24 protein-coding genes are annotated in these 19,471 nt (G+C 66.3%); 3 read left to right on the top strand and 21 right to left on the bottom strand.

Going from position 1 to position 19,471, the window contains the following annotated elements:
- Positions 1-141: 141 nt before the first annotated feature.
- The 3 genes from C7I55_RS10710 to C7I55_RS10705 form a co-directional block, all read right to left on the bottom strand.
- A complete protein-coding gene (locus tag C7I55_RS10710) occupies positions 142-375 on the bottom strand; it encodes a hypothetical protein (RefSeq protein ID WP_106512909.1) in 234 nt (77 codons plus the stop codon).
- Positions 362-502: a hypothetical protein gene (locus tag C7I55_RS28115; RefSeq protein WP_158266376.1), complete on the bottom strand. Its 141-nt coding sequence runs from the start codon at positions 500-502 to the stop codon at positions 362-364. The genes C7I55_RS10710 and C7I55_RS28115 overlap by 14 nt, the downstream gene beginning before the upstream one ends.
- A gap of 374 nt (positions 503-876) precedes the next feature.
- Entirely contained in the window at positions 877-1,548 is a 672-nt protein-coding gene (locus C7I55_RS10705) for a PilZ domain-containing protein (RefSeq protein ID WP_106512908.1), read from the bottom strand.
- A 222-nt stretch (positions 1,549-1,770) separates the two neighbouring features.
- Between C7I55_RS10705 and C7I55_RS10700 the strand changes: the two genes are divergently transcribed.
- A complete protein-coding gene (locus C7I55_RS10700) occupies positions 1,771-3,201 on the top strand; it encodes an ABC transporter substrate-binding protein (RefSeq protein WP_158266375.1) in 1,431 nt (476 codons plus the stop codon).
- 13 nt (positions 3,202-3,214) lie between these two features.
- A complete protein-coding gene (locus C7I55_RS10695; RefSeq protein WP_106512906.1) occupies positions 3,215-3,646 on the top strand; it encodes a DUF4112 domain-containing protein in 432 nt (143 codons plus the stop codon).
- A 9-nt stretch (positions 3,647-3,655) separates the two neighbouring features.
- On the opposite strand, the gene nadC is transcribed toward C7I55_RS10695, so the two are convergent.
- From nadC to C7I55_RS10610, 17 genes are all read right to left on the bottom strand, one after another.
- Positions 3,656-4,501 (bottom strand): carboxylating nicotinate-nucleotide diphosphorylase, encoded by an 846-nt coding sequence (gene nadC, locus C7I55_RS10690; RefSeq protein WP_106512905.1) that lies wholly within the window; start codon positions 4,499-4,501, stop codon positions 3,656-3,658.
- Positions 4,498-6,639, bottom strand: coding sequence for a prolyl oligopeptidase family serine peptidase (locus C7I55_RS10685; RefSeq protein ID WP_233222153.1), 2,142 nt, complete (start codon positions 6,637-6,639; stop codon positions 4,498-4,500). Before C7I55_RS10685 ends, nadC begins: the two co-directional genes overlap by 4 nt.
- 58 nt (positions 6,640-6,697) lie before the next feature.
- A complete protein-coding gene (gene nadA / locus C7I55_RS10680; protein ID WP_106512903.1) occupies positions 6,698-7,699 on the bottom strand; it encodes a quinolinate synthase NadA in 1,002 nt (333 codons plus the stop codon).
- A gap of 55 nt (positions 7,700-7,754) precedes the next feature.
- Complete coding sequence (locus tag C7I55_RS10675; RefSeq protein ID WP_106512902.1) at positions 7,755-8,444, bottom strand: DUF4230 domain-containing protein; 690 nt, start codon at positions 8,442-8,444, stop codon at positions 7,755-7,757.
- Positions 8,441-9,304 carry an MBL fold metallo-hydrolase gene (locus tag C7I55_RS10670; protein ID WP_106512901.1) on the bottom strand — a complete coding sequence of 288 codons (864 nt, stop codon included), beginning with the start codon at positions 9,302-9,304 and terminating at the stop codon, positions 8,441-8,443. Before C7I55_RS10670 ends, C7I55_RS10675 begins: the two co-directional genes overlap by 4 nt.
- 82 nt (positions 9,305-9,386) lie before the next feature.
- Complete coding sequence (locus tag C7I55_RS10665) at positions 9,387-9,623, bottom strand: hypothetical protein (protein ID WP_106512900.1); 237 nt, start codon at positions 9,621-9,623, stop codon at positions 9,387-9,389.
- Positions 9,620-11,203: a M56 family metallopeptidase gene (locus C7I55_RS10660; protein ID WP_106512899.1), complete on the bottom strand. Its 1,584-nt coding sequence runs from the start codon at positions 11,201-11,203 to the stop codon at positions 9,620-9,622. Before C7I55_RS10660 ends, C7I55_RS10665 begins: the two co-directional genes overlap by 4 nt.
- A complete protein-coding gene (locus C7I55_RS10655) occupies positions 11,200-11,565 on the bottom strand; it encodes a BlaI/MecI/CopY family transcriptional regulator (protein WP_106512898.1) in 366 nt (121 codons plus the stop codon). Before C7I55_RS10655 ends, C7I55_RS10660 begins: the two co-directional genes overlap by 4 nt.
- A 343-nt stretch (positions 11,566-11,908) precedes the next feature.
- Positions 11,909-12,244, bottom strand: a complete 336-nt coding sequence (grxD, locus tag C7I55_RS10650) for a Grx4 family monothiol glutaredoxin (protein WP_106512897.1) — start codon at positions 12,242-12,244, stop codon at positions 11,909-11,911.
- 18 nt (positions 12,245-12,262) lie between these two features.
- On the bottom strand, positions 12,263-12,496 hold the full coding sequence (locus C7I55_RS10645) for a BolA family protein (protein WP_106512896.1): 234 nt from the start codon (positions 12,494-12,496) through the stop codon (positions 12,263-12,265).
- A 4-nt stretch (positions 12,497-12,500) separates the two neighbouring features.
- Positions 12,501-12,827 (bottom strand): DUF1476 domain-containing protein, encoded by a 327-nt coding sequence (locus C7I55_RS10640; protein WP_106512895.1) that lies wholly within the window; start codon positions 12,825-12,827, stop codon positions 12,501-12,503.
- Between the two features lie 107 nt (positions 12,828-12,934).
- Positions 12,935-13,933, bottom strand: a complete 999-nt coding sequence (locus C7I55_RS10635; protein WP_106512894.1) for an NADPH:quinone oxidoreductase family protein — start codon at positions 13,931-13,933, stop codon at positions 12,935-12,937.
- A gap of 32 nt (positions 13,934-13,965) precedes the next feature.
- Positions 13,966-14,808, bottom strand: a complete 843-nt coding sequence (locus C7I55_RS10630) for an N-acyl homoserine lactonase family protein (RefSeq protein WP_456297918.1) — start codon at positions 14,806-14,808, stop codon at positions 13,966-13,968.
- Between the two features lie 40 nt (positions 14,809-14,848).
- Positions 14,849-15,484 (bottom strand): 3-oxoacid CoA-transferase subunit B, encoded by a 636-nt coding sequence (locus tag C7I55_RS10625; protein WP_106512893.1) that lies wholly within the window; start codon positions 15,482-15,484, stop codon positions 14,849-14,851.
- Complete coding sequence (locus C7I55_RS10620; protein WP_106512892.1) at positions 15,484-15,819, bottom strand: DUF5076 domain-containing protein; 336 nt, start codon at positions 15,817-15,819, stop codon at positions 15,484-15,486. The genes C7I55_RS10625 and C7I55_RS10620 overlap by 1 nt, the downstream gene beginning before the upstream one ends.
- Complete coding sequence (locus tag C7I55_RS10615) at positions 15,816-16,523, bottom strand: CoA transferase subunit A (protein WP_106512891.1); 708 nt, start codon at positions 16,521-16,523, stop codon at positions 15,816-15,818. The genes C7I55_RS10620 and C7I55_RS10615 overlap by 4 nt, the downstream gene beginning before the upstream one ends.
- A 208-nt stretch (positions 16,524-16,731) precedes the next feature.
- Positions 16,732-17,031, bottom strand: a complete 300-nt coding sequence (locus C7I55_RS10610; RefSeq protein WP_106512890.1) for an SCP2 sterol-binding domain-containing protein — start codon at positions 17,029-17,031, stop codon at positions 16,732-16,734.
- 161 nt (positions 17,032-17,192) lie between these two features.
- Here C7I55_RS10610 and C7I55_RS10605 point away from each other — a divergent pair, with 161 nt between their 5' ends.
- Complete coding sequence (locus tag C7I55_RS10605; RefSeq protein WP_106512889.1) at positions 17,193-18,851, top strand: thiamine pyrophosphate-binding protein; 1,659 nt, start codon at positions 17,193-17,195, stop codon at positions 18,849-18,851.
- Positions 18,852-19,134: 283 nt separating this feature from the next.
- Here C7I55_RS10605 and C7I55_RS10600 read toward each other — a convergent pair whose 3' ends face one another.
- Positions 19,135-19,470 (bottom strand): GIY-YIG nuclease family protein, encoded by a 336-nt coding sequence (locus C7I55_RS10600; RefSeq protein WP_106512888.1) that lies wholly within the window; start codon positions 19,468-19,470, stop codon positions 19,135-19,137.
- Position 19,471 lies beyond the last annotated feature (1 nt).

Raw genomic sequence — 19,471 nt, 5'->3', positions numbered from 1 at the left:
TTTCCTCAAAGGGACCTGCGACTTTCGCCGAGCACCTAGGATCTTCTTCCTGCGGGCGTGCGGGTGCGGGTTCCGGTCCCGTCGTCCGCACCAAAGCTACAACAGGCTGGCCGATGAGCCCTCACCCCGCCCAATGCCCCCCTAGAAATACAATCCCGCCGGGATCATCATCACGCCGAGCAGCACCGGCAGGCAGCCCCACCCAAATTTGAGACACCCGCCCCGGGCGGGGTCGGGCGTGCCGGACTGCCCCGCCTCATTGTCGAGCGCCCCCGGGGCGGCGTTCAGGTCGGGTGAGACGGATTCGGTAACCTTGTCGGGGCCGCTGCCTCGGGTCGGGTCGGCGCTGTTCCCGCCCGGTTCATTGATAGCCACGGTCTTCGCTCCTCTCCTCGGCGGCCTCCTTCTGGGCGCGCTCCATGGCGTCCGCCTCCTGCTCCGGGGTCACGCCGACGTTCGTCGCTTCGTCCTGAGGCTGCGGGTCTTGCTTGTCCTGGTTCACGGCATCGTCCTCCATGTGCCGGTAACCGGCACGGAACCCAGCCGTTCCTACCTGCTTAAGACCAGGGGGGAGCCCGAAACTGCATGCTTGCGTGATCGGGTGCACAGGATCGGTCGGTGCCGGGGAGTGGCGCGACGTTGCTGCGCAAGACGCTATTCGGGCCGAAGCACGCGTGGGCGCATGCCCCGGCCCTGACCGGCAGGCGCTTCAAGGGGAGAAATAGCGTGCCGGATACAGGGAGGATGCGCTCGTGCGGGCGCTGAGTCGATACCGGGAAAAGGCTTAGGGGCTCGGCATGTCGCCGGTGTCCCGGCGCGAGACCGGGACCGGCAGCCGCCGTCGGAATCTGACGCGCTTGACCGCGCCGGAGAGGCTCAGGGGTGGACCCTTTCATAGCCCGGGTTCGCGGTTGCAGGCGCGCGGGCGCAGCCGGAGGTGCCGAGCCATTCCGAAAGGGCTCTGAAGCTCAGCGGCTGGAGGAACTGGATGCCCGCGAGATCGCCGTCGATCCGGGTGATCGTGCCGGGAATCGGCCCGTGCCAGCCGCGCAGGCCGACAACCAGAGCATCGCCCTCCATCACGATATCCTGGGTCTCGATGCCGATCCCCTCCTGAGAGATGTCGCGTGCCTTCACGAACAGCAATTGGTTGCCGATCTGCAGGCGCGCACGGGCATCGATCGCGATGCGCGGCGCCGTCCGCCGGTGCGGCGCGCCGTCTGCGCCGAGCCAGGATTGGACGTCGATCGGATCGTCGAACGCGAGCGCCACTGCGAGTCCGTCCACGCCGTTCACCGTAGAGGAAACCAGCGAATTGCCGAGTTCGATGCGCACGCGTTCCCCCGCGACGACCTGCGCGTGGGTCTCGACGACCACGGTGCGCGAGGAGATGCTCTTCACCACGCAGAGAGTCTCGCGGCGTGCCGTCGCCATTTTAGCGGCCCGATATACCGAGATCGGACGCCGCTGACGCAGTTCCTCCTCGCTGACGATGACATTGTCCCCTGCCGCCGAGATGCGCGGCGCGCGTCTGGTCTTGGTGCTCATAGGTCCCCCCCACGCGGCGGTCCGCGGCTCCGATCGAGTCCGACTCCGTCGTTACGGAAGTGGTATAAGCGGTTATCGTTGACGAAATGTTAGTCATGATCGGCTGCGCGCCAGTCGCGCAGCGCCGCACCGCATTTTTCCGCGCTGGCCCCTAATAATTGCGGCGCGGCTGCGCTATCGCATCCGGCGATGAGGGTAGAGTGGAGAGCTTTCGGAGCGGCCATGGCGACAGTCCTGGCGCTCGCCGGCTGCCGTGCGGAGGAGACTGGCCCGGTCACGGTGGTCGGCATCGGCGGCGCGCCGCGCCTGCTCAACCCCAATGCCGACCCGCTGGACGCTCCGTCCGCCTTCCTGGTTCAGAGCAGCGCGCAAGGGCTCGTCCGCTTCGACGCCGCCGGGGAGATCGAGCCGGCGCTCGCCGAGCGTTGGATCGTCTCCAACGACGGGCTGCGCTACACCTTCCGTCTGGCGCGGCTGAACTGGACCAATGGCAGCCGGATCACCGCAGAGCAGGTCGCCGCGCGACTGCGCGCCGCGGGCGCTTCGCCAAGCCGCAATCCGCTCAAGCCGCTGCTCGGCGCCATCGACGAGATCGAAGCGATGACCGACGAGGTCATCGAGATCAGCCTCAAGTCGCCGCGCCCCAACTTCCTGCAATTGCTCGCTCAGCCCGAAATGGCGGTGCTCCGCAACGGCGAGGGATCGGGGCCGTACCGGATCGCGCCGCGTCCCGACGGTGCGATGCTGCTCACCCTGCCGCGCCCCGAGGAGGATGAGGAGGACGGCGCACCCGAGATGCCGCGGACGCCGATCATCTTGTCCGCGGCCCGTGCGGGACTGGCGGTAGCGCGGTTCGGCGAAGGCGACGTCGACGGCGTCCTCGGCGGGACACTCGGCGACCTGCCGGTCGCACGCCAGGGGGGCCTGCCAAACAACGCCCTCGCCTTCGATCCCGCCGCCGGGCTGTTCGGGTTCAGCATCGCCTCGAACGACGGGCCGCTGGCAAGCGCGGAGCTACGGCAGGCGCTGAGCATGGCGATCGACCGAAACGCCCTCGTCGCCGGCCTTGCCATCCCGGCGCTCAGCCCGCGCGAAACTTTGCTGCCGGCCGGCGTCGAGGGGCTGGCGCCGGCGGCGCCCGCCTGGACTGCGCTTCCGCTCAGCGAGCGGCGCGCCCTCGCCGTCCGAACGATTGCAGCGGCGGCGTTGCCATCACGGCTCCGCATCCGCGTCGCCCTACCCGACGCGCCGGGCTATCGCCTGCTCTTCGCGTATGTGCGGCGCGACTGGGCAACGATCGGCGTTGCGGCCGAGCGGGTCGCGCCCAATGCCAAGGATGCCGATCTGCGGTTGATCGACGAGGTCGCGCCGATCGGCCTCGCCAGCTGGTATCTGCGGCACTTCGAATGCACGGCGAGCCGGATTTGCGACGCGGGTGCCGATCTGTCTATGTCGATGGCCCGTATCGCGCTGACTGCGCAGGCGCGGCGCGGCTTCCTCGCCAATGCCGATCGGATCCTTGCCGACGCCGCACCGTTCATTCCACTGGCGTCGCCGGTCCGCTGGTCGCTGGTGTCGCCGAGACTGACCGGCTTTCGCGCGAACGTCTTCGCCCGCCACCATGCGCTCGATCTCATCCGTGAGCAGCCCTGACGAAGGAGTGACCATGCGCCAGGATCAGTTCGAGAGTCTCGCCGCCCAGCTCCCGGTCGGCCGCGATGCCGCGTCTGTGCGCAAACGGGTCGAAGCGATGGAGGTGCTGCTCGAACGCGCCTTCGTCGTGCCGGGAACGAATTACCGCGTCGGGCTTGATGCCATGGTCGGCCTGGTGCCGGTGCTCGGCGACATCATCACGACCGCGATGGGAGCATGGATACTGTGGGAGGCGCGCAATCTGGGAATGCCGAAATGGCATCTCCTCCGCATGGGCGGCAATCTCGGCTTCGATGCCCTGGTCGGCGCGGTACCGCTGGTCGGTGATCTCTTCGATCTCGCCTTCCGCTCGAACACGCGCAACCTCAAGATCGTCAAGCGCTGGCTCGACAAGCACCACCCCGAAACGCGGGTGATCGAAGGCGAGATCACAGGACGCCCTTGATTCGCGGGCTCAGAGTGCCTCGAAGTCGAGCCCGATATCCACGGCCGGGGCCGACTGGGTGATCCGCCCGACGGAGATGTAGGTCACGCCGGTCTCCGCCTTGGCGCGGATCGTCTCCAGAGTGACGCCGCCGCTCGCTTCGGTGGGGACGCGGCCGGCAACGATTTCGACCGCTTGGCGCAGAGCCACCGGATCCATATTGTCGAGCAGCAAGTGGGTCGCCCCGGCGGCCAGCGCCGGCTCGATCTGGTCGATCCCGTCGACCTCGACGATGATCCGAGCGATGCCCGCAGCCACCGCTCGGCGCGCAGCCTCGGCGACCCCGCCGGCGACCGCGACGTGATTGTCCTTGATCATTGCCGCATCCCAGAGACCCATGCGGTGGTTTTCGGCACCGCCGACGCGCGTCGCATATTTTTCAAGCCTGCGCAGGCCTGGGATCGTCTTGCGCGTGTCGAGCAGGGTCGATCCGGTTCCGGCGATCGCGTCGACATAGGCCCGAGTCAACGTCGCGACGCCGGACAAATGCTGAAGAGTGTTCAGCGCGGAGCGCTCGGCGGTGAGCATCGCACGGCCGCTGCCGATGATGCGGAGGAGATCGGTACCCGCAGCAACCTCGGCACCCTCCTCGACCAGCCGCTCGACCTCGACAGCGGGATCGAGTGCACGAAAGAAGGCTTCGGCGATCGGCAGCCCGGCGACGACGATCGCGTCGCGGCTGTCCATCACCCCACGAAAGCGTGCCTCGGCGGGGATCACGGCCTCGGAGGTGATATCCCCTCCGGGGCCGAGATCCTCGGCCAGGGTGGAGGCAACGAAGGCATCGAGATCGAAGCCGGGCAACGAGAAGCTCACTTCGGCCCTCCGAGTTCGCGCTTGAGATAGGTCATCAGCAGCGCCGCGCGCTTGGCGTCCTCGGCATGATCGGCGCCGACCGAATGCCCTCCCTCGAGATATTCGTGGAAGTAGAATCGGTTGCCATATTCGCCGAGCCGTGCGGCCATCTTGCGGGCATGGCCGGGATGGACCCGGTCATCCTTGGTCGAGCTGTAGAAGAACACCGCGGGATATTTCACCCCCGGCTTCACATTCTGGTAGGGCGAGTAGCGCGACAGGAAAGCCCAATCCGCGGGCACGTCGGGATCCCCATATTCGCCGACCCATGAGGCACCCGCGAGCATGTGCGAGTAACGCTTCATGTCGTGGAGTGGCGAGCCCGAGATCACCGCCGAATAGAGATCCGGCCGCTGTGTGAGCGCCGCCCCGACCAGCACCCCGCCATTCGAGCGGCCCGAAATGCCGATCCTCCCCTTGGTGCTTACGCCGGTGCGGATCAGATCCTCGGCAACCGCATGGAGATCGTCGAAACTCTTCTGCCGGTTCTCGCGCAGCACCGAGCGGTGCCATTCAGGACCATATTCCCCGCCGCCCCGGATGTTGGCGAGGACATAAGCATTCCCCTCCTCCACCCAAAACATGCCGAGTGGGCCGGCGCGATAGGGCTGGCCGGTGAGGTAGCCGGGAGTCTGCGCGGCGCGAAACCCGCCATAAGCATGGATGAGCGCCGGCATTGCCCCGGCGGCGCCTTTCCTGCGCACCAGGAAATAGGGGATGCGGGTGCCGTCCTTCGAGGTTGCGAAACGCTGCTCGACGCTGAACCGGGCGCTGTCGAACTTCGCCGGCAGGCTCTGCACGCGTGTCGGCGCGCCGGACGAGCCGACTGCGTACAGCGTCGGCGGAGTCAGCATGCCCTCCGCGATCGCGAAGGCCATGTCCGATTTTCCGGCCGTAGACTGAAGACGGATGCTGCTGTTCGCCGGCAAGGCGGCGGCGGACGTGGTCCAGCGCTCGTCAGCGCCGCGGCGGACGGCAAAGAGCTTGCCCGACACGTCATCGAGCGCTTTCACCCAAAGGATGGTGTCGGAGCTCACCACCTCTTCGATCGCCTGACGCGCGCTCGGCGCCATCACCAGCTCGGGCGTCGTGCTCCGACCGGCATCGATCGCATCGAGATCGTAGGCAATCAGGGATCCTTCGGCGAACCGCTTGCCGGCCGAGTCGAGCGGGCTCTGCAACTTGGCGATCAGCCGTCCGCCGAGCACCGTCTGGAATTCCGCATCTTCCGGCAATGGAAGCCGAACCAGCTGCCCGGTGGCGGTGAGCAGGCTCTGCTCGCTGGTCCAGAACGTCTTGCCGCGGGTGACGAAGGTCCAGCGGCGGGTCCCGTCCTGCACTGCGACGGGCGACACCGACACGTCGGCCGTCTCGCCCTCGAACACGGTGCGCGCCGCCGCGAGCGGCGTTCCGCGCTTCCACAGCTTTGCAATTCGGCCATAGCCCGAAGCAGTCAGCGAGTTCGGTCCGTAATCGGTAACGACGAGCAAGGTGTCGGCATCGACCCAGGCGACATTGCTCTTCGCCTCCGGCAGGACGAAACCGTCGTCGACGAAGCGGCCGCGTTCGAGATCGAACTCACGGACGACATCGGCATCGGTGCCGCCCGGGCTCAGCGAAACCAGGCAGCGGCGGTAATCGGGTGCAAGGCAATCAGCGCCGTGCCACACCCAGCTCTTGCCCTCCGCCTTGCCCAGCGCATCGACGTCGATCACCGTCCGCCATGCGGGCTTCCCCGCCCGATAGGCGGCGAGCGGAGAGGCACGCCACAGTCCGCGCGGATTCTTCGCGTCGCGCCAGAGATTGAGCACAAGGTCGCCCATTACCTGGTCCGGAGTCGCGATCTGCTGCTCATCGTCGAGAATGGCGCGGGCGCGGCTCTGATAGTCCGCGAATTTCGGATCCTGGGTGAGCAGATCCTCGGTTGCGCGGTTCCAGTCTCTGACCTGCGCCAGCGCCCGTGGCCCCTCGACCTCCTCGAGCCACAAATAGGGATCATCGGCGGAGGCGGACGCCGGCACCGTACCGGCCGGCCGCGACGCAGGCGCTGCGGCCGCGGTGAGAATCAGCGCGGCCGCCGAAAGCAGGAAGCGATGCAAGAACGTGTCTCCCGACAGGAAAAGCGTGACTCTCTTTCCGAGCGGAGATGCAACGAGGTCAAGAGCCGGCGAAGATCGGGCGGCCAACATCGCCCTGCCCCACGGTCCGCCCCGCCATCTCCAGCATCCGGTCCAATGACTTCTTGGCGGCGACGCGGAGCGCCTCGTCCATCTCCACGCGCGGCGTCAGATCGCGCAGCGCGAGATACAGCTTCTCGAGCGTGTTGAGCGCCATGTACGGGCACATGTTGCAATTGCAGTTCCCGTCGGCGCCCGGTGCCCCGATGAAGGTCTTGCCCGGCGCCGCTTTTTCCATCTGGTGGATGATGTGCGGCTCGGTCGCGACGATCATCACCTCGCTGTCCGACGACAGAGCATAATCGAGGATCGCCTTGGTCGAGCCGACATGATCGGCATAATCGAGGATGTGCGGCGGGCATTCCGGGTGGGCGAGGATAGGCGCCCCCGGATGCTGGGCGCGAAGCTTGAGCAGCTCGGTCTCCGAAAAGGCCTCATGGACAATGCAGACGCCGGGCCAGAGCAGCATGTCTCGTCCGGTCTTGCGCTTCAGATAGCCGCCCAGATTCTTGTCCGGACCGAAGATGATCTTCTGATCCAGCGGGATCTGCGCGAGGATGGTCTCGGCCGAGGAACTGGTGACGATGATGTCGGACAGCGCCTTAACCTCCGTCGAGCAGTTGATGTAGGTCAGCGCAATATGGTCCGGATGCGCCTCGCGGAACGCTTTGAACTGGTCGGGCGGGCAGCTGTCCTCCAGGCTGCAGCCGGCGGCCATGTCGGGCAGGATGACGGTCTTCTGGGGCGAGAGGATCTTGGCGGTCTCGGCCATGAAGCGGACTCCGCAGAAGGCGATCACGTCGGCGTCGGTCGCGGCGGCCTTGCGCGAGAGATCGAGGCTGTCGCCGACGAAATCGGCCAGGTCCTGGATCGCCGGATCCTGATAATAATGGGCGAGGATAACGGCATTGCGCTCCTTGCGCAGGCGATCGATTTCGGCGAGCAGATCGAGCCCCTTCAGGCTCACATTCGGTGCATTCATGTCTAAACCCTCACCTCGGCCCCGATCCTCGACCGGGGCTTGAACCTGGATGGCGCTATTTCGCGCCCTGCCGCTCCCTTAGCACGTCCTCGATCCGGCGCGAGCGATCGAGCTGCGACGGATCGTCGGCCGGATCGCCACGAAATCGCACGACGACCGTGGCATCGTCGATGCCGGCGGCCTTGAGCGGCATCGCAAAGCTTCGCTCGACGGCGCGGGTGGCTGCGTCGCGCGCGAGCCGCATCGGCATGGCCTGCATCGCCTGGCGTTTCAACTCGCTCTGCCCAGCCTGCCGGTTGCTCGCATCGAGCACCTGCTCGGCATCGGTCAGCGTGCCGAGAAGACCACCGTCGCCATATTCCCGGACCTCCGTCAAATCGATCTGCGGCGCCGAAATCTCCAGCGGAGGCAAGGCGATGGATAGTGTCTTGGTGGTGTCGTTCCAGTCCATGTCCTGCTGGCGCAGCTTGGCCAGATCGAGTTCGTAGCGGACCGTCCCCGGCATGATCAGGGTCTTTTGCGCGGACAGGCCGAAGCGGCGCTGCGTCGAGGTCACCACCGCGACGAAGCGCGCCGAGAAGGGAGTCAGCCGGGCCTGCTCGCGGACGGACTGCAGGCTCGCAGCAGCAATGGTCTCCGGATCCGGCCCGCGAAACCAGTCGCCGACCCGTAGCGAGGCCACAAGAAGTCCGCCGATGATCAGGCCGACCAGCAAAACCGGGAGGAACAAGGAATAACGCTTCATGCGAGGCTCCACGCCTCCCCCAGCCGACGCACCTGGCCGCGCGCCTGGAGATCGATGAGATGGGCCAGCACCGAGCGCTGCGCGGCGGGATGGAGCCGTGGATCGACGTCACTGTACAGGCGCTCGACCATCGCCGGAATCCGCCCTTCGCCACGATCGAGCTCACCGAGGATCTGGCGCTCGCGGCCACGGCGATGGTCGATCAGCCGCGCAAGATGCCCCTGGGGATCCTCGATCGTCGGGCCATGGGCGGGATAATAGATCCGGTCGTCACGCCCGCGAAGCCGATCGAGGCTCGCCATATAATCGGTCATGTCGCCATCGGGCGGCGCCACCACGGTCGTCGACCAGCCCATCACGTGGTCGCCGCTGAACAGGGCCCTGTCCTCGGCAAGGGCAAAACAGAGATGGTTGGACGTATGGCCGGGCGTTGCCACCGCCTCGAGGGTCCAGCCCGGCCCGGCAACCGTCTCTCCGTCGGCCAGCACGCGATTCGGGCGATACTCGGCGTCGAACGAATCGTCGGCACGCGGCCCCTCGTCGGCGATGTCCAACGACGCGCAGCCGACGATCGGCGCTCCCGTCGCGGCCTTCAGCGGGCGTGTCGCCGGACTGTGATCGCGGTGGGTGTGGGTGCAGACGATCGCCGCGATCCGTTCAGACCCGAGGGCCGCGAGGATCGCCGCCACGTGCGCTTCGATCGCGGGGCCGGGATCGATTACCGCCACCTCGCCGTCCCCGACGATGTAGGTCTGGGTTCCGGTAAAGGTGAATGGCGACGGATTGGGCGCAAGCACCCTTCGCACAAGCGGGCCGACGCGCTCGATCCTGCCGGTGGGCCTATTCTCCATGCACGCCATGTGGCACCGGAAAGGCCGAAAACCAAGGGCAGCGTCCCGAAGCGATCGGGCCCGAGACGCGGCGGAGCAGGCCGCCTGTGCTCTAGCGCCCCCGATGGAGCGCGGCGGACGCACCCTTCAGGATCGCCTTGCTCTTTCCAAGTTTCGCGTCCTGGTCTGCATCGCCCGATTTCGGTATGTCAGTGTAGAACAGGCGGACCGGCGTTGCCCGGCTGGGATGAACGCCCGGGTCTGCCCGCGTCGGCAGGTTGACGAAGGTCAAGGCCGCGGCACCCACGCCGGCACCGAGCGAGAGCATGATCCTGCGGAACACGATCAATGGATGCAGTCTCCGTCGGCGGCGTTCTGCCACATGTCGGGAGCACGCAAGCGCAGCCCGCGCAGCACCAGCTTCGCCTCGGCGATCTGCGCCAGCATGTCGCTCTGCACGGTGCCGCCGCCACCTACGGCGGTGGCGACTTCGTGCAGGCCGCGCAGCGCCGCTTCCGCGTCCAGCGCAGGCTCATGCTCGTTAGCGGTTACCGTCACCACCATCACCCGTGTCTCGTCTGCATCATGCTGGTCTACGGTGCGGCGTTCGATCCGATGGACGTGCCTGCTTCGGAGCTTTCGCGGGGCCGCAGGTGCCGGGAGCAGCGCCGCCTGCGGCAGGCGGATCATACCGGACGGAGCGCCCCGTGCAGCCTGTTCGAACGCCGCAAGCGCCACAGCCAGTTCCGCATGCGCAATCGGCGCCGGCGCCGCAGCAGGGGCTGGCGCAGCAGCCCCCGTGGCTGGACCGGCAGCCGCTGCAGCAGCAGCCGGACGGGTGACCGCCGCAGGCCGAGCGGCGCGCGCTGCGAGCGTCCGTGGCGCGATCTGGACAGCCCGCTGCGAGGGAACCAGAGCCGCCAGGCTGAGCACTGACGGACGCGAGGCCGGGACTGCGGCCGGCGGGGCGCCGTGCGGCACTCGCGGCGCGGGCGCGGTCGCAGCCACCACAGGCGCCTCCACGATGACATCGGGCTTGCCGACCGCGAAACCGGCGGTGGTGAACAAGGACAGGGCGAGCACACCGCCGAGCGTCCGTCCGGGGCTCGCCCGATGGCCGCCGATCATCCGAAGCCGGCGCGTGAGCGCATTGGTGCTGTTGAGCGAGCAGGCAGCGATCACGCCGGGACGGCTCGCCGACTTGACCAGAGCGCGAGCATAATCCCAGCGGTCCTGGGCGCTTGCCCGTGCCGCGACGACGGCGTCGCAGGACAGTTCCTGATCGGTGCGGAAGGCCCTGTACGCCGCCCAGGCGATCGGATTGAACCAGTTCAGCGCAAGCACGAGCGTGGCGAGCATGTTCCACCAGATGTCGCCGCGGCGGTGGTGGGTGAGTTCATGCTCCAGCGCCAGCCGGCGCTCGCTCTCGCTGTAGCGGCGAAGAAAGTCGGCCGGTACGACGATCTTGCGCTCGATCAGGCCCATCGCCAGCGGTCCGTCGACCGCCTGGCTGACCAGGGTCATGATCCCGCCGTAGCTCGGCGGCCGTGCCGGACGCGCGGTCGTGCCCAGCCGATGGGCAAAATCCCGGTAGGCGAGCCACTGGAACGTGAGGAAGATGACCGCGCCGCCGGCCCACATGGCAAGCATGAAAGGCACCCACTGCCCAAGCCCGGCCTCGACCGGCGGCGGCGCGGCACTCCCGAACGTCGCAGCCCCGAACATTGTCGGAATCGCTGTGGCGGCCGGAAGAACGATGTCGGGAGTCAACTGCGGCAGCGCCGGAAGAACGAGGCGGACCGCGGGCACGAGCCAGAGCGCATAGGCCCAGCCGGCACCGAACGTCCGTGCCACCGGCCCGCGCAGGGCAAGCACCAGCAGCATCAGCAACGTGATCGTGACAAAGGTTTCAACGAGCCAGCCGGTCATGACTTGAGCTCCCTCAGGATCTTCTCGATCTCCTCGATGTCCGCGGGGGTCAGGCGATCGTGCTCCGCAAGGTGCGCGACCAGCGGTGTGACCCGCCCGCCGAACATGCGATCGATCAGCCGTCCCGATTCCTCGGCGACATAATCCTCACGACGGATGGCGGGGCGGTAGAGATAGCGGCGCCCAGCCTCCTGATGATCGAGAACGCCTTTGGCCAGAAGACGGGACAGCATGGTCTTGACCGTCGCGAGGCTCCAGCCCCGCTCGGCCGGGACACGCTCGGCGACCTCGGCAGCGGTGAGCGGCGACTCCTCCCAGAGCACCTCCATCACCGCAAGCTCGCCCTCGGCAATGCGCTCCATGGACGTTCTCCCCTTATGACTACAGATGTAATCATTCCGAGGGTGAACGCTCGATGAATGTCTGACGATGCGCTGCCCTGCTGTCGGCAGGCTTTACAATGCGCAAGAGCGGTTAACCCGGCTTCACCATCGCGTGCCGCGGGAAACCGACATCTGGACGATCTGGCACGGCCCGTGTATCCCTATTGCCGTCCACACAGCTTCCAAAGCAGTCCACACTGTTCGAAGTCGAAAGAAAGGGCGGTCAGCGCATTTCCGGTCGCGCTGACCGCCCTTTTTCACTGTGCGCTGGTGTTGCAGGCCTGCGGACGGAGCGCGCCCCTTCGCAGGCCCGGAGTGTGCCTCAAGCGCCTTCGGCGCGGGCGACCTGCTTGTCCTGGACAAGCTGCTGAAGCTCGCCGGCTTCGAACATCTCCATCATGATGTCGGAGCCGCCGACGAACTCGCCCTTCACGTACAGCTGGGGGATGGTCGGCCAATCGGAATATTCCTTGATGCCGTTGCGGATCTCCGCGTCCTGGAGCACGTCGACCGTGTCATAGGCGACGCCGAGATGATCGAGGATGGCGATCGCGCGGCTCGAGAAGCCGCATTGCGGGAAAAGGGCCGAGCCCTTCATGAAAAGGACGACGTCCTTGTTGCGGACGATATCGTCGATGCGGGTGGCTACGTCAGACATGGTGGAATCTCCGGGGGATCATTCGGGAAGTGCGGTGGTAAGCTGGAGGGCATGGAGCACGCCGCCCATGCGGCCGCCCAGCGCGTCATAAACCCGCTGATGCTGCCTGACGCGCGGCATCCCCCTGAAGCTTTCGGCGACCACCCGCGCGGAATAATGGTCTCCGTCTCCGGCAAGATCGGTGATCTCGACGTGCGCATCCGGGATAGCGGACCGGATCAGCGTCTCGATCTCCTCAGCGGCCATCGGCATGATCTCAGCCCTGCGATTCGATCAGTTGACGGCGCGCTTCGACGGTCTTGTGCTCGAGCGCGGTTCTAATCCGTGCTTCGTCGCAGTCGACCCCGGCCGAGGTGAGATCGCCGAGAACCTTGCGGATGACGTCCTCGTCCCCCGCTTCCTCGAAATCGGCGCGAACCACGTCGCTGGCATATGCGTCGGCCTCGACCTGGGTCAGGCCCATCAGCCCCGCAGCCCAATGACCGAGCAGCTTGTTGCGCCGCGCAGTGATCTTGAACTGCATTTCCTGGTCACGGGCATAGCGGTTTTCGAAGGCCCGCTCGCGATCGTCGAAGGTAGTCATGCTGCTCCCTGCTTTCCTTTGCGCCTCAGATAGGCGTCGAATGCCTCGGGTGCAATCGAAGCGAAGAGGCGGGTACCCTGAAGGCGGGCGAGGCGGCGTCGGCCTCCTCAGTCGATGGTGACGACCAGCTTGCCCACCGCCTGACGCGCGGCCATATGGGCAATGGCGTCGCCCGCTTCGGCGAGCGGCCACGTCCGGCTGACCTTCGGCGCGATCCGGCCCTCGTCCCACAAGCGGAACAGGGTTTCGATATGGGCGGCATTGGCCTGCGGGTCGCGCGCCGCGAAGGCGCCCCAGAATACGCCGCAGACGTCGCAGCTCTTGAGCAGGGTCAGGTTGAGCGGCAGCTTGGGGATCCCGGCCGGGAAGCCGACGACGAGGTAACGCCCTTCCCACGCGATCGCCCGCAGCGCCGGCTCGGCATAGTCGCCGCCGACAGGATCGTAGATCACGTCGGCGCCGGCCGCACCGACGGCGTCCTTGATTTGCTGCGAAAGCGCCTTCGATCCGTCTTTGTCGAATGGCCCGCGGGGATAGACGATCACGTCGGCAGCGCCGGCAGTACGCACCGCAGCGGCTTTCTCCTCGGACGAGACGGCACCGATCACCCGGGCGCCGAACGCGACTCCAAGTTCCACCGCGGCAAGCCCGACGCCGCCCGCCGCGCCGAGCACGAGCAAGGTCTGGCCGGCCTTCAGATGCCCGCGGTCGAGCAAGGCGTGGATCGAGGTCGCATAGGTCAAGATCAGCGCGGAGCCTTCCTCGAAGCTGCGCTCGGGCGGCAGCCGCAACGCGGTCGCTGCGGAGACGACGACCTGCTCGGCAAGGCCGCCATGGCCGAGCATCGCAATCAGCCGATCGCCTTCCGACCAGCCGGAAACGCCCTCCCCGATCGATTCGACGATCCCGGCGACCTCCCCGCCCGGCGCGAACGGCCGGTTCGGCTTGAATTGATATTTGTCCTCGATGATGAGGACGTCCGGATAGTTGATCGCACAGGCCTTCACCCGCACGAGCAGCTGACCGGCGCCCGCCTGCGGGGCCGGCAGCTCGGTCAATTGCAGGGTCTCGGGGCCACCAGGCGTGACGGACAGTAATGCTTTCATTGCAACCTCCGATCCGGGCAGCGCCCGTTCTGTCATTCGGCCGGTGTCGGGAAGGCCGGCAGCTTGGCGACGTCGCGAAGTTCGTGCTGGATGATCACCCGCGCCTTCAAAGTCTTGGCGATGGTCTCGAAGCGGTCGAAGGAAGCGAGGGTGGCCGAGCGATCGGCATTGAAGCCGGGCACGCCATGCTTCTGCATGTTTTCGGTGAAGTGGAAGAGATCGCCGGTGAGCAGAACCGGTCCGGTGCGGGGTAGCCGCACCAGCAGCGACTGGTGGCCGTCCGTGTGACCGGGCATGTCGAGGACGATCACGCTGCCGTCGCCGAACACGTCGAGGTCGCCCTTGGTCTCCTGAACCTTGGCGCCGCCCTTCAGCCACGGTGCGAACCGCGCCGCAGCGTCACTCTTCTTTGTCGCCTCAAGATCCTCGGCACCGATCAGCAGAGTGGCCTTGGGAAAATCAGCGGCTTGGCCGATGTGATCGAAATGATTGTGGCTGATTCCGACGAAATTCACCTTATCCGGCGTGACCCCGATGCCGCGGAGCTGATCGACAAGACGGCTCCCGAGGGACGTCGTGTAGCCGTCGGACGTCAGTGGCGGCTTGCCGGCAAGTTCGCCCGGAAGGCCGGTGTCCCACAGCAGATAATTCTCGCCGTGGCGAACCAGATAGCAGCTGTCGGTCAGTCGCTTTTTCTGGCCGACATACAGGTACGTGTCAGAAAACGCGTCGAGATCGGCGACGTCGATCGTTCCGCAATCCAGCCGCCACATCTGCATGTGCGGGATCGCCGGCTGCGCTGAACCGGGAGCGGCCAGCGCGATCATGGCGCAGGCGACGGCCGAAGCGGCCCTCGCAAACATCGTCTTCATCATACCCCCTTTGCGCCCCTCCCTCTGTTCGGCCGGGACGTCCCTACGCTTCGTACTTCGCCGTGGTCTTGGCCGCCACTTCTTCCGCAGTGACCCCTGGAGCCAGCTCGATCAGCTTGAACGGGCTCTGATGATCGGGGCGCTGAAACACGGCAAGATCGGTGACGATCATGTCGACCACATTCTTGCCGGTCAGCGGCAAGGTGCACGCGGGAATGAACTTCGGGTCGCCGCTCTTGGAATTGTGCTCCATCACCACGATGATCTTCTTGACGCCGGCGACGAGGTCCATCGCGCCGCCCATGCCCTTGATCATCTTGCCCGGGATCATCCAGTTGGCGATGTCGCCCTGTTCCGACACTTCCATCGCGCCGAGCACCGTCAGATCGATATGGCCTCCGCGGATCATCGCGAAGCTGTCGGACGAGGAGAAATAGCTGGACGAGGCAAGCTCCGAGATCGTCTGCTTGCCGGCGTTGATCAGATCCGGATCGATCTCGTCCTCATAGGGAAACGGGCCGATGCCGAGCATCCCGTTCTCCGATTGCAGGGTCACTTCCATCCCGTCCGGGATGTTGTTGGCCACCAACGTCGGGATGCCGATGCCGAGATTGACGTAATAACCATCGCGCAGCTCGCGCGCGGCGCGTGCCGCCATCTGGTTGCGATCCCAGGCCATCAGTGCGTCCTCCTACTCGTCTCGATCGTCTCCGGCTCGCCGGAGGGATCGTCGCGTTCTTCGTCGAGCCCTTCCCAGATCGCGTCCATCGCAGCGCTCTGGGTGATGCCGAGTTCATGCGCGTAGGCCACGGCAGCGTGGCGCGCGCAATCGGCCAGCATCATCCCGAACATCTCCGGGCTTTCCAGCCGATCGGGCTTGATGATGAAGGTTCCGCCACCGCCGTTCTCAACCCACATTCGGACCACTTCGACCGAGCGGGCGAGGAGCTCCTCCTTGTCGATCGTCGAGATCGCGCCGGCGTCCGCCCCGGTCGGGATGGCATCGTCGCTCATGCCGCTTCCCGCGAACGAGTCATCCGGAACTCGATCTTCTTGTCGTACGGTGCGCCGTCGATCAGCCGCTTCACATAGATGCTCGGCAGATGGATGGAATCAGGATCGAGGCTGCCGACCGGCACGATCTCCTCGACTTCGGCGACGCAGATCTTGCCGGCGGTCGCCATCGGCTGGTTGAAGTTGCGAGCGGTCTTGCGGAAGACGAGATTGCCTGCCTCGTCGGCCTTCCAGCCCTTGACGATCGACAGATCGGCGCGGATCCCGCACTCGAGGATGTAGGTCTCGCCGTCGAACTCCTTATGCTCCTTGCCCTCGGCGACGAGCGTTCCGACTCCCGTCTTGGTGTAGAAGCCCGGGATGCCGGCACCGCCGGCGCGGCAGCGTTCGGCGAGCGTGCCCTGGGGGCAGAATTCGACCTCGAGCTCGCCGGCGAGATATTGCCGCTCGAACTCCTTGTTCTCGCCCACATAGGACGAGATCATCTTGCGGATCTGGCGGGTCCTCAGCAGCTTGCCGAGCCCTTCATTGTCGATCCCGGCATTGTTGGAGACGACGGTCAGATCCTTGACTCCCGACTCGCGGATCGCGTCGATCAGCCGCTCGGGAATGCCGCACAGGCCAAAGCCGCCCGCGCAGATGATCATGCCGTCGAACAGCAGCCCGTCGAGGGCCGCGCCGGCATTGGGGTAGATCTTTCTCATGCACCCGCTCCCAGATTGTGGGCCGGCGATAGAAGCTGAACCGCCCCCGGGTCAAGAAAACCTGAATGAGGTTTCAACTTCAACGTGCCCTCACCCTCCCTCTCCCCAACTGGGAGAGGAGTCGGAACGGCGCTGATCCCCTCTCCCGTTTCGGGGAGAGGGAGGGGCCCAGTCCGTCAGGGCTGGGAGGGTGAGGGCACTGTTGCCCTTACCCGCGCAGCTTCGACAGCACGCCCTGGAGCTGCATGGCATTCGACATGTCGCCCTCGACCTTGAGCTTGCCCTGCATGAAAGCGGTCATGCCATCGAGGCGACCTTCGCTCATCGCTTTCCAATCCGACCAGTCGACCTTGATCGTGGTGTCGGCATCGCCGTCTTCCTCGGTCACCTGGCTCGCGATGCCGTCGAGCAGCACCACGCCTTCCGCGCCGAAATCGAGCTTCACGCGCTTGCCGGGCAGGAACGCCTGCTTGTCGTTGAGGGCGGCCGCCATTTCGCTCTTGGTCATATCATCTCTCCTTGGAAATCTGCAGCAATCCCTACTTTACGTGAACGTAAGGTCAAGCCGGTTTACACGCCTGTCAACAGCCCCTTGGCTTGCCGAGTTCCCAACCTTCTCGTAGGCGCGACGGCGCAGGAGCGCCCAGCGGGCGAAGGGGAGACGATCCGATGAGCAACATTCGCAGCGGCGGCCGCGTTCTGGTCGACAATCTCGTCGCGCAGGGCTGCGACAGGATCTTCACCGTGCCGGGCGAAAGCTTCCTCGCTGTGCTCGATGCCCTCCATGACACGCCGGAGATCGATCTCATCGTCTGCCGTCAGGAAGGCGGAGTTGCCTATATGGCCGAGGCCGACGGCAAGCTGACGGGGCGGCCCGGCATAGCCTTCGTCACGCGCGGCCCCGGCGCGACCAATGCGTCGGTCGGAGTCCATGTCGCGTTCCAGGATTCGACTCCGATGATCCTGTTCATCGGCGACGTCGCCCGCAGCGACCGCGATCGCGAGGGCTTCCAGGAGGTGGACTTCGCGGCGATGTTCCGGCCGCTCGCCAAATGGGCAGCGCGGATCGACGATGCCGCGCGCATTCCCGAATATGTCGCACGCGCTTATGCGACCGCGATGTCGGGCCGCCCGGGTCCGGTCGTGCTCGCGCTTCCTGAGGACATGCTGCGCGACGCCGTTGAAGCCGTCGACCGTCCGAAAATCGCACCGCCGGTCCAGAGCGCCGATCCGATGGCGGTGGCGACGTTGATGGACCTGCTGAAGGATTCCTGCGCGCCGGTGGCGATCGTCGGCGGCGCCGGCTGGGATGCCGGCGCCGCCGAGTATTTCGCTGAATTCGCCGAGCGGATCGGCCTCCCCGTCGCCTGCGCCTTCCGGCGCCAGGATGCGCTCGCGAACAGCTCTCCGGTCTATGCCGGCAATCTCGGCTACGGCCCCAATCCCAGGCTGGTCGAGCGGGTCAAGACGGCCGACCTGCTGATCGTCGTCGGCCCGCGGCTCGGCGAGGCGACCACCGACGGCTATACCTTGCTCACCCCCGATCATCCCGGCCAGACCCTCGTCCATGTCCACCCGGACGCCAACGAGCTCAACCGGGTCTACAAGACCTGCCTGCCGATCTGCGCCGACATGCGCGAATTCGCCGAGCTCGTCGCCAGCTGGGAGGACGAGGTCATCCATTTCGACGCTGGCGCCGAGGCGCACCGGGAATGGCTGGAGTGGTCGACGGCAACGCCGACCGAAGCCGCGCTCGATCTCGGCCAGGCCGTGACCCGGCTTCGCGAGACGCTTCCGGCCGACACGATCGTCTGCAACGGCGCCGGCAACTTCTCGGGCTGGTTCCACCGCTTCTGGCATTATGCCGCCCTACCCTGCCAGCTTGCGCCGACCAACGGATCGATGGGCTACGGCCTGCCCGCCGCGGTCGCCGCTGCGATCCGCTTCCCTGATCGTCAGGTGGTCTGCGCGGCCGGGGACGGCGATTTCCTGATGAACGGCCAGGAACTCGCGACCGCGATCCGCTATGGTGCCTCGATGCTCGTGCTGGTCATCGACAATGGAAGCTACGGCACAATTCGCATGCATCAGGAACGCGAATATCCGCAGCGCCTGTCGGGCACCGAATTGGTCAACCCGGATTTCGCCGCCCTGGGCCGCGCCTACGGCGCCTGGGCGGAGACGGTGGAAACGACGGAGAGTTTCGGTCCGGCGCTGGAGCGCGCGATGGGCCAGAAAGGCGTGCGCCTGCTCCATCTCAAGACCGAGGTCGAATATATCACGGCGGCGACGACCATCACCCGGATCCGGGAGCGCGCGCGGGGGTGACGCGCGGCGGCTGGCGCGCTCGGATCACCGGCGTGCGCGCATGAACACAACGCTCCGCGGACCCGGAACGGAGCCACGCGCGCGCCGAGGCCTCGCCTCCCCAATTCGTCACCCCGGCGAAGGCCGGGATCTCGGCGCGCAAAGGGCACGGCACCTTTGAAGCGCTCCATTGACGCCTCCGACTTCTCGACCCGAGATCCCGGCCTCCGCCGGGATGACGGCTGGGGGCAACCGGCGAGTGGAACTGGGCGAGGAGGTAGGTCGTACGCTTCCGCGCGAACTCTCAAATCCCCTTCGCCCCCAGGGTCTCGCACCAATGTGCCTGCCGGCTTTTCAAAATGCGATCGCGGCCGAGTTCCATGTCCTTCTCGTCCAGCCGCTCGACGATCTCGAACGTGAACGCATCCTCGCCATGCGCGCGGATCGCCGCCTGCAGATCACGGTGGGGTGTGGTGCCGAGCCGCAGGGCGAAGCGGATGCGGTTTTCGATCGTCGCGACGTCGGGCGCGCGGCCGACCCAGCGTTGGCCGGTCGGCGTGCAGCACAGGGCGTACAGGCCGGCGATCGGCTTGCGCTCCTTGTACGCGGCCATCACCGCCTTCTTCTCGTCCGGTTTCATC

It is taken from the genome of Allosphingosinicella deserti, assembly GCF_003012735.1.
Lineage (GTDB): Bacteria > Pseudomonadota > Alphaproteobacteria > Sphingomonadales > Sphingomonadaceae > Allosphingosinicella > Allosphingosinicella deserti.
The sequence above is the reverse complement of the archived record's forward strand: the minus strand, read 5'-3'. Positions and strand labels throughout refer to the sequence as shown.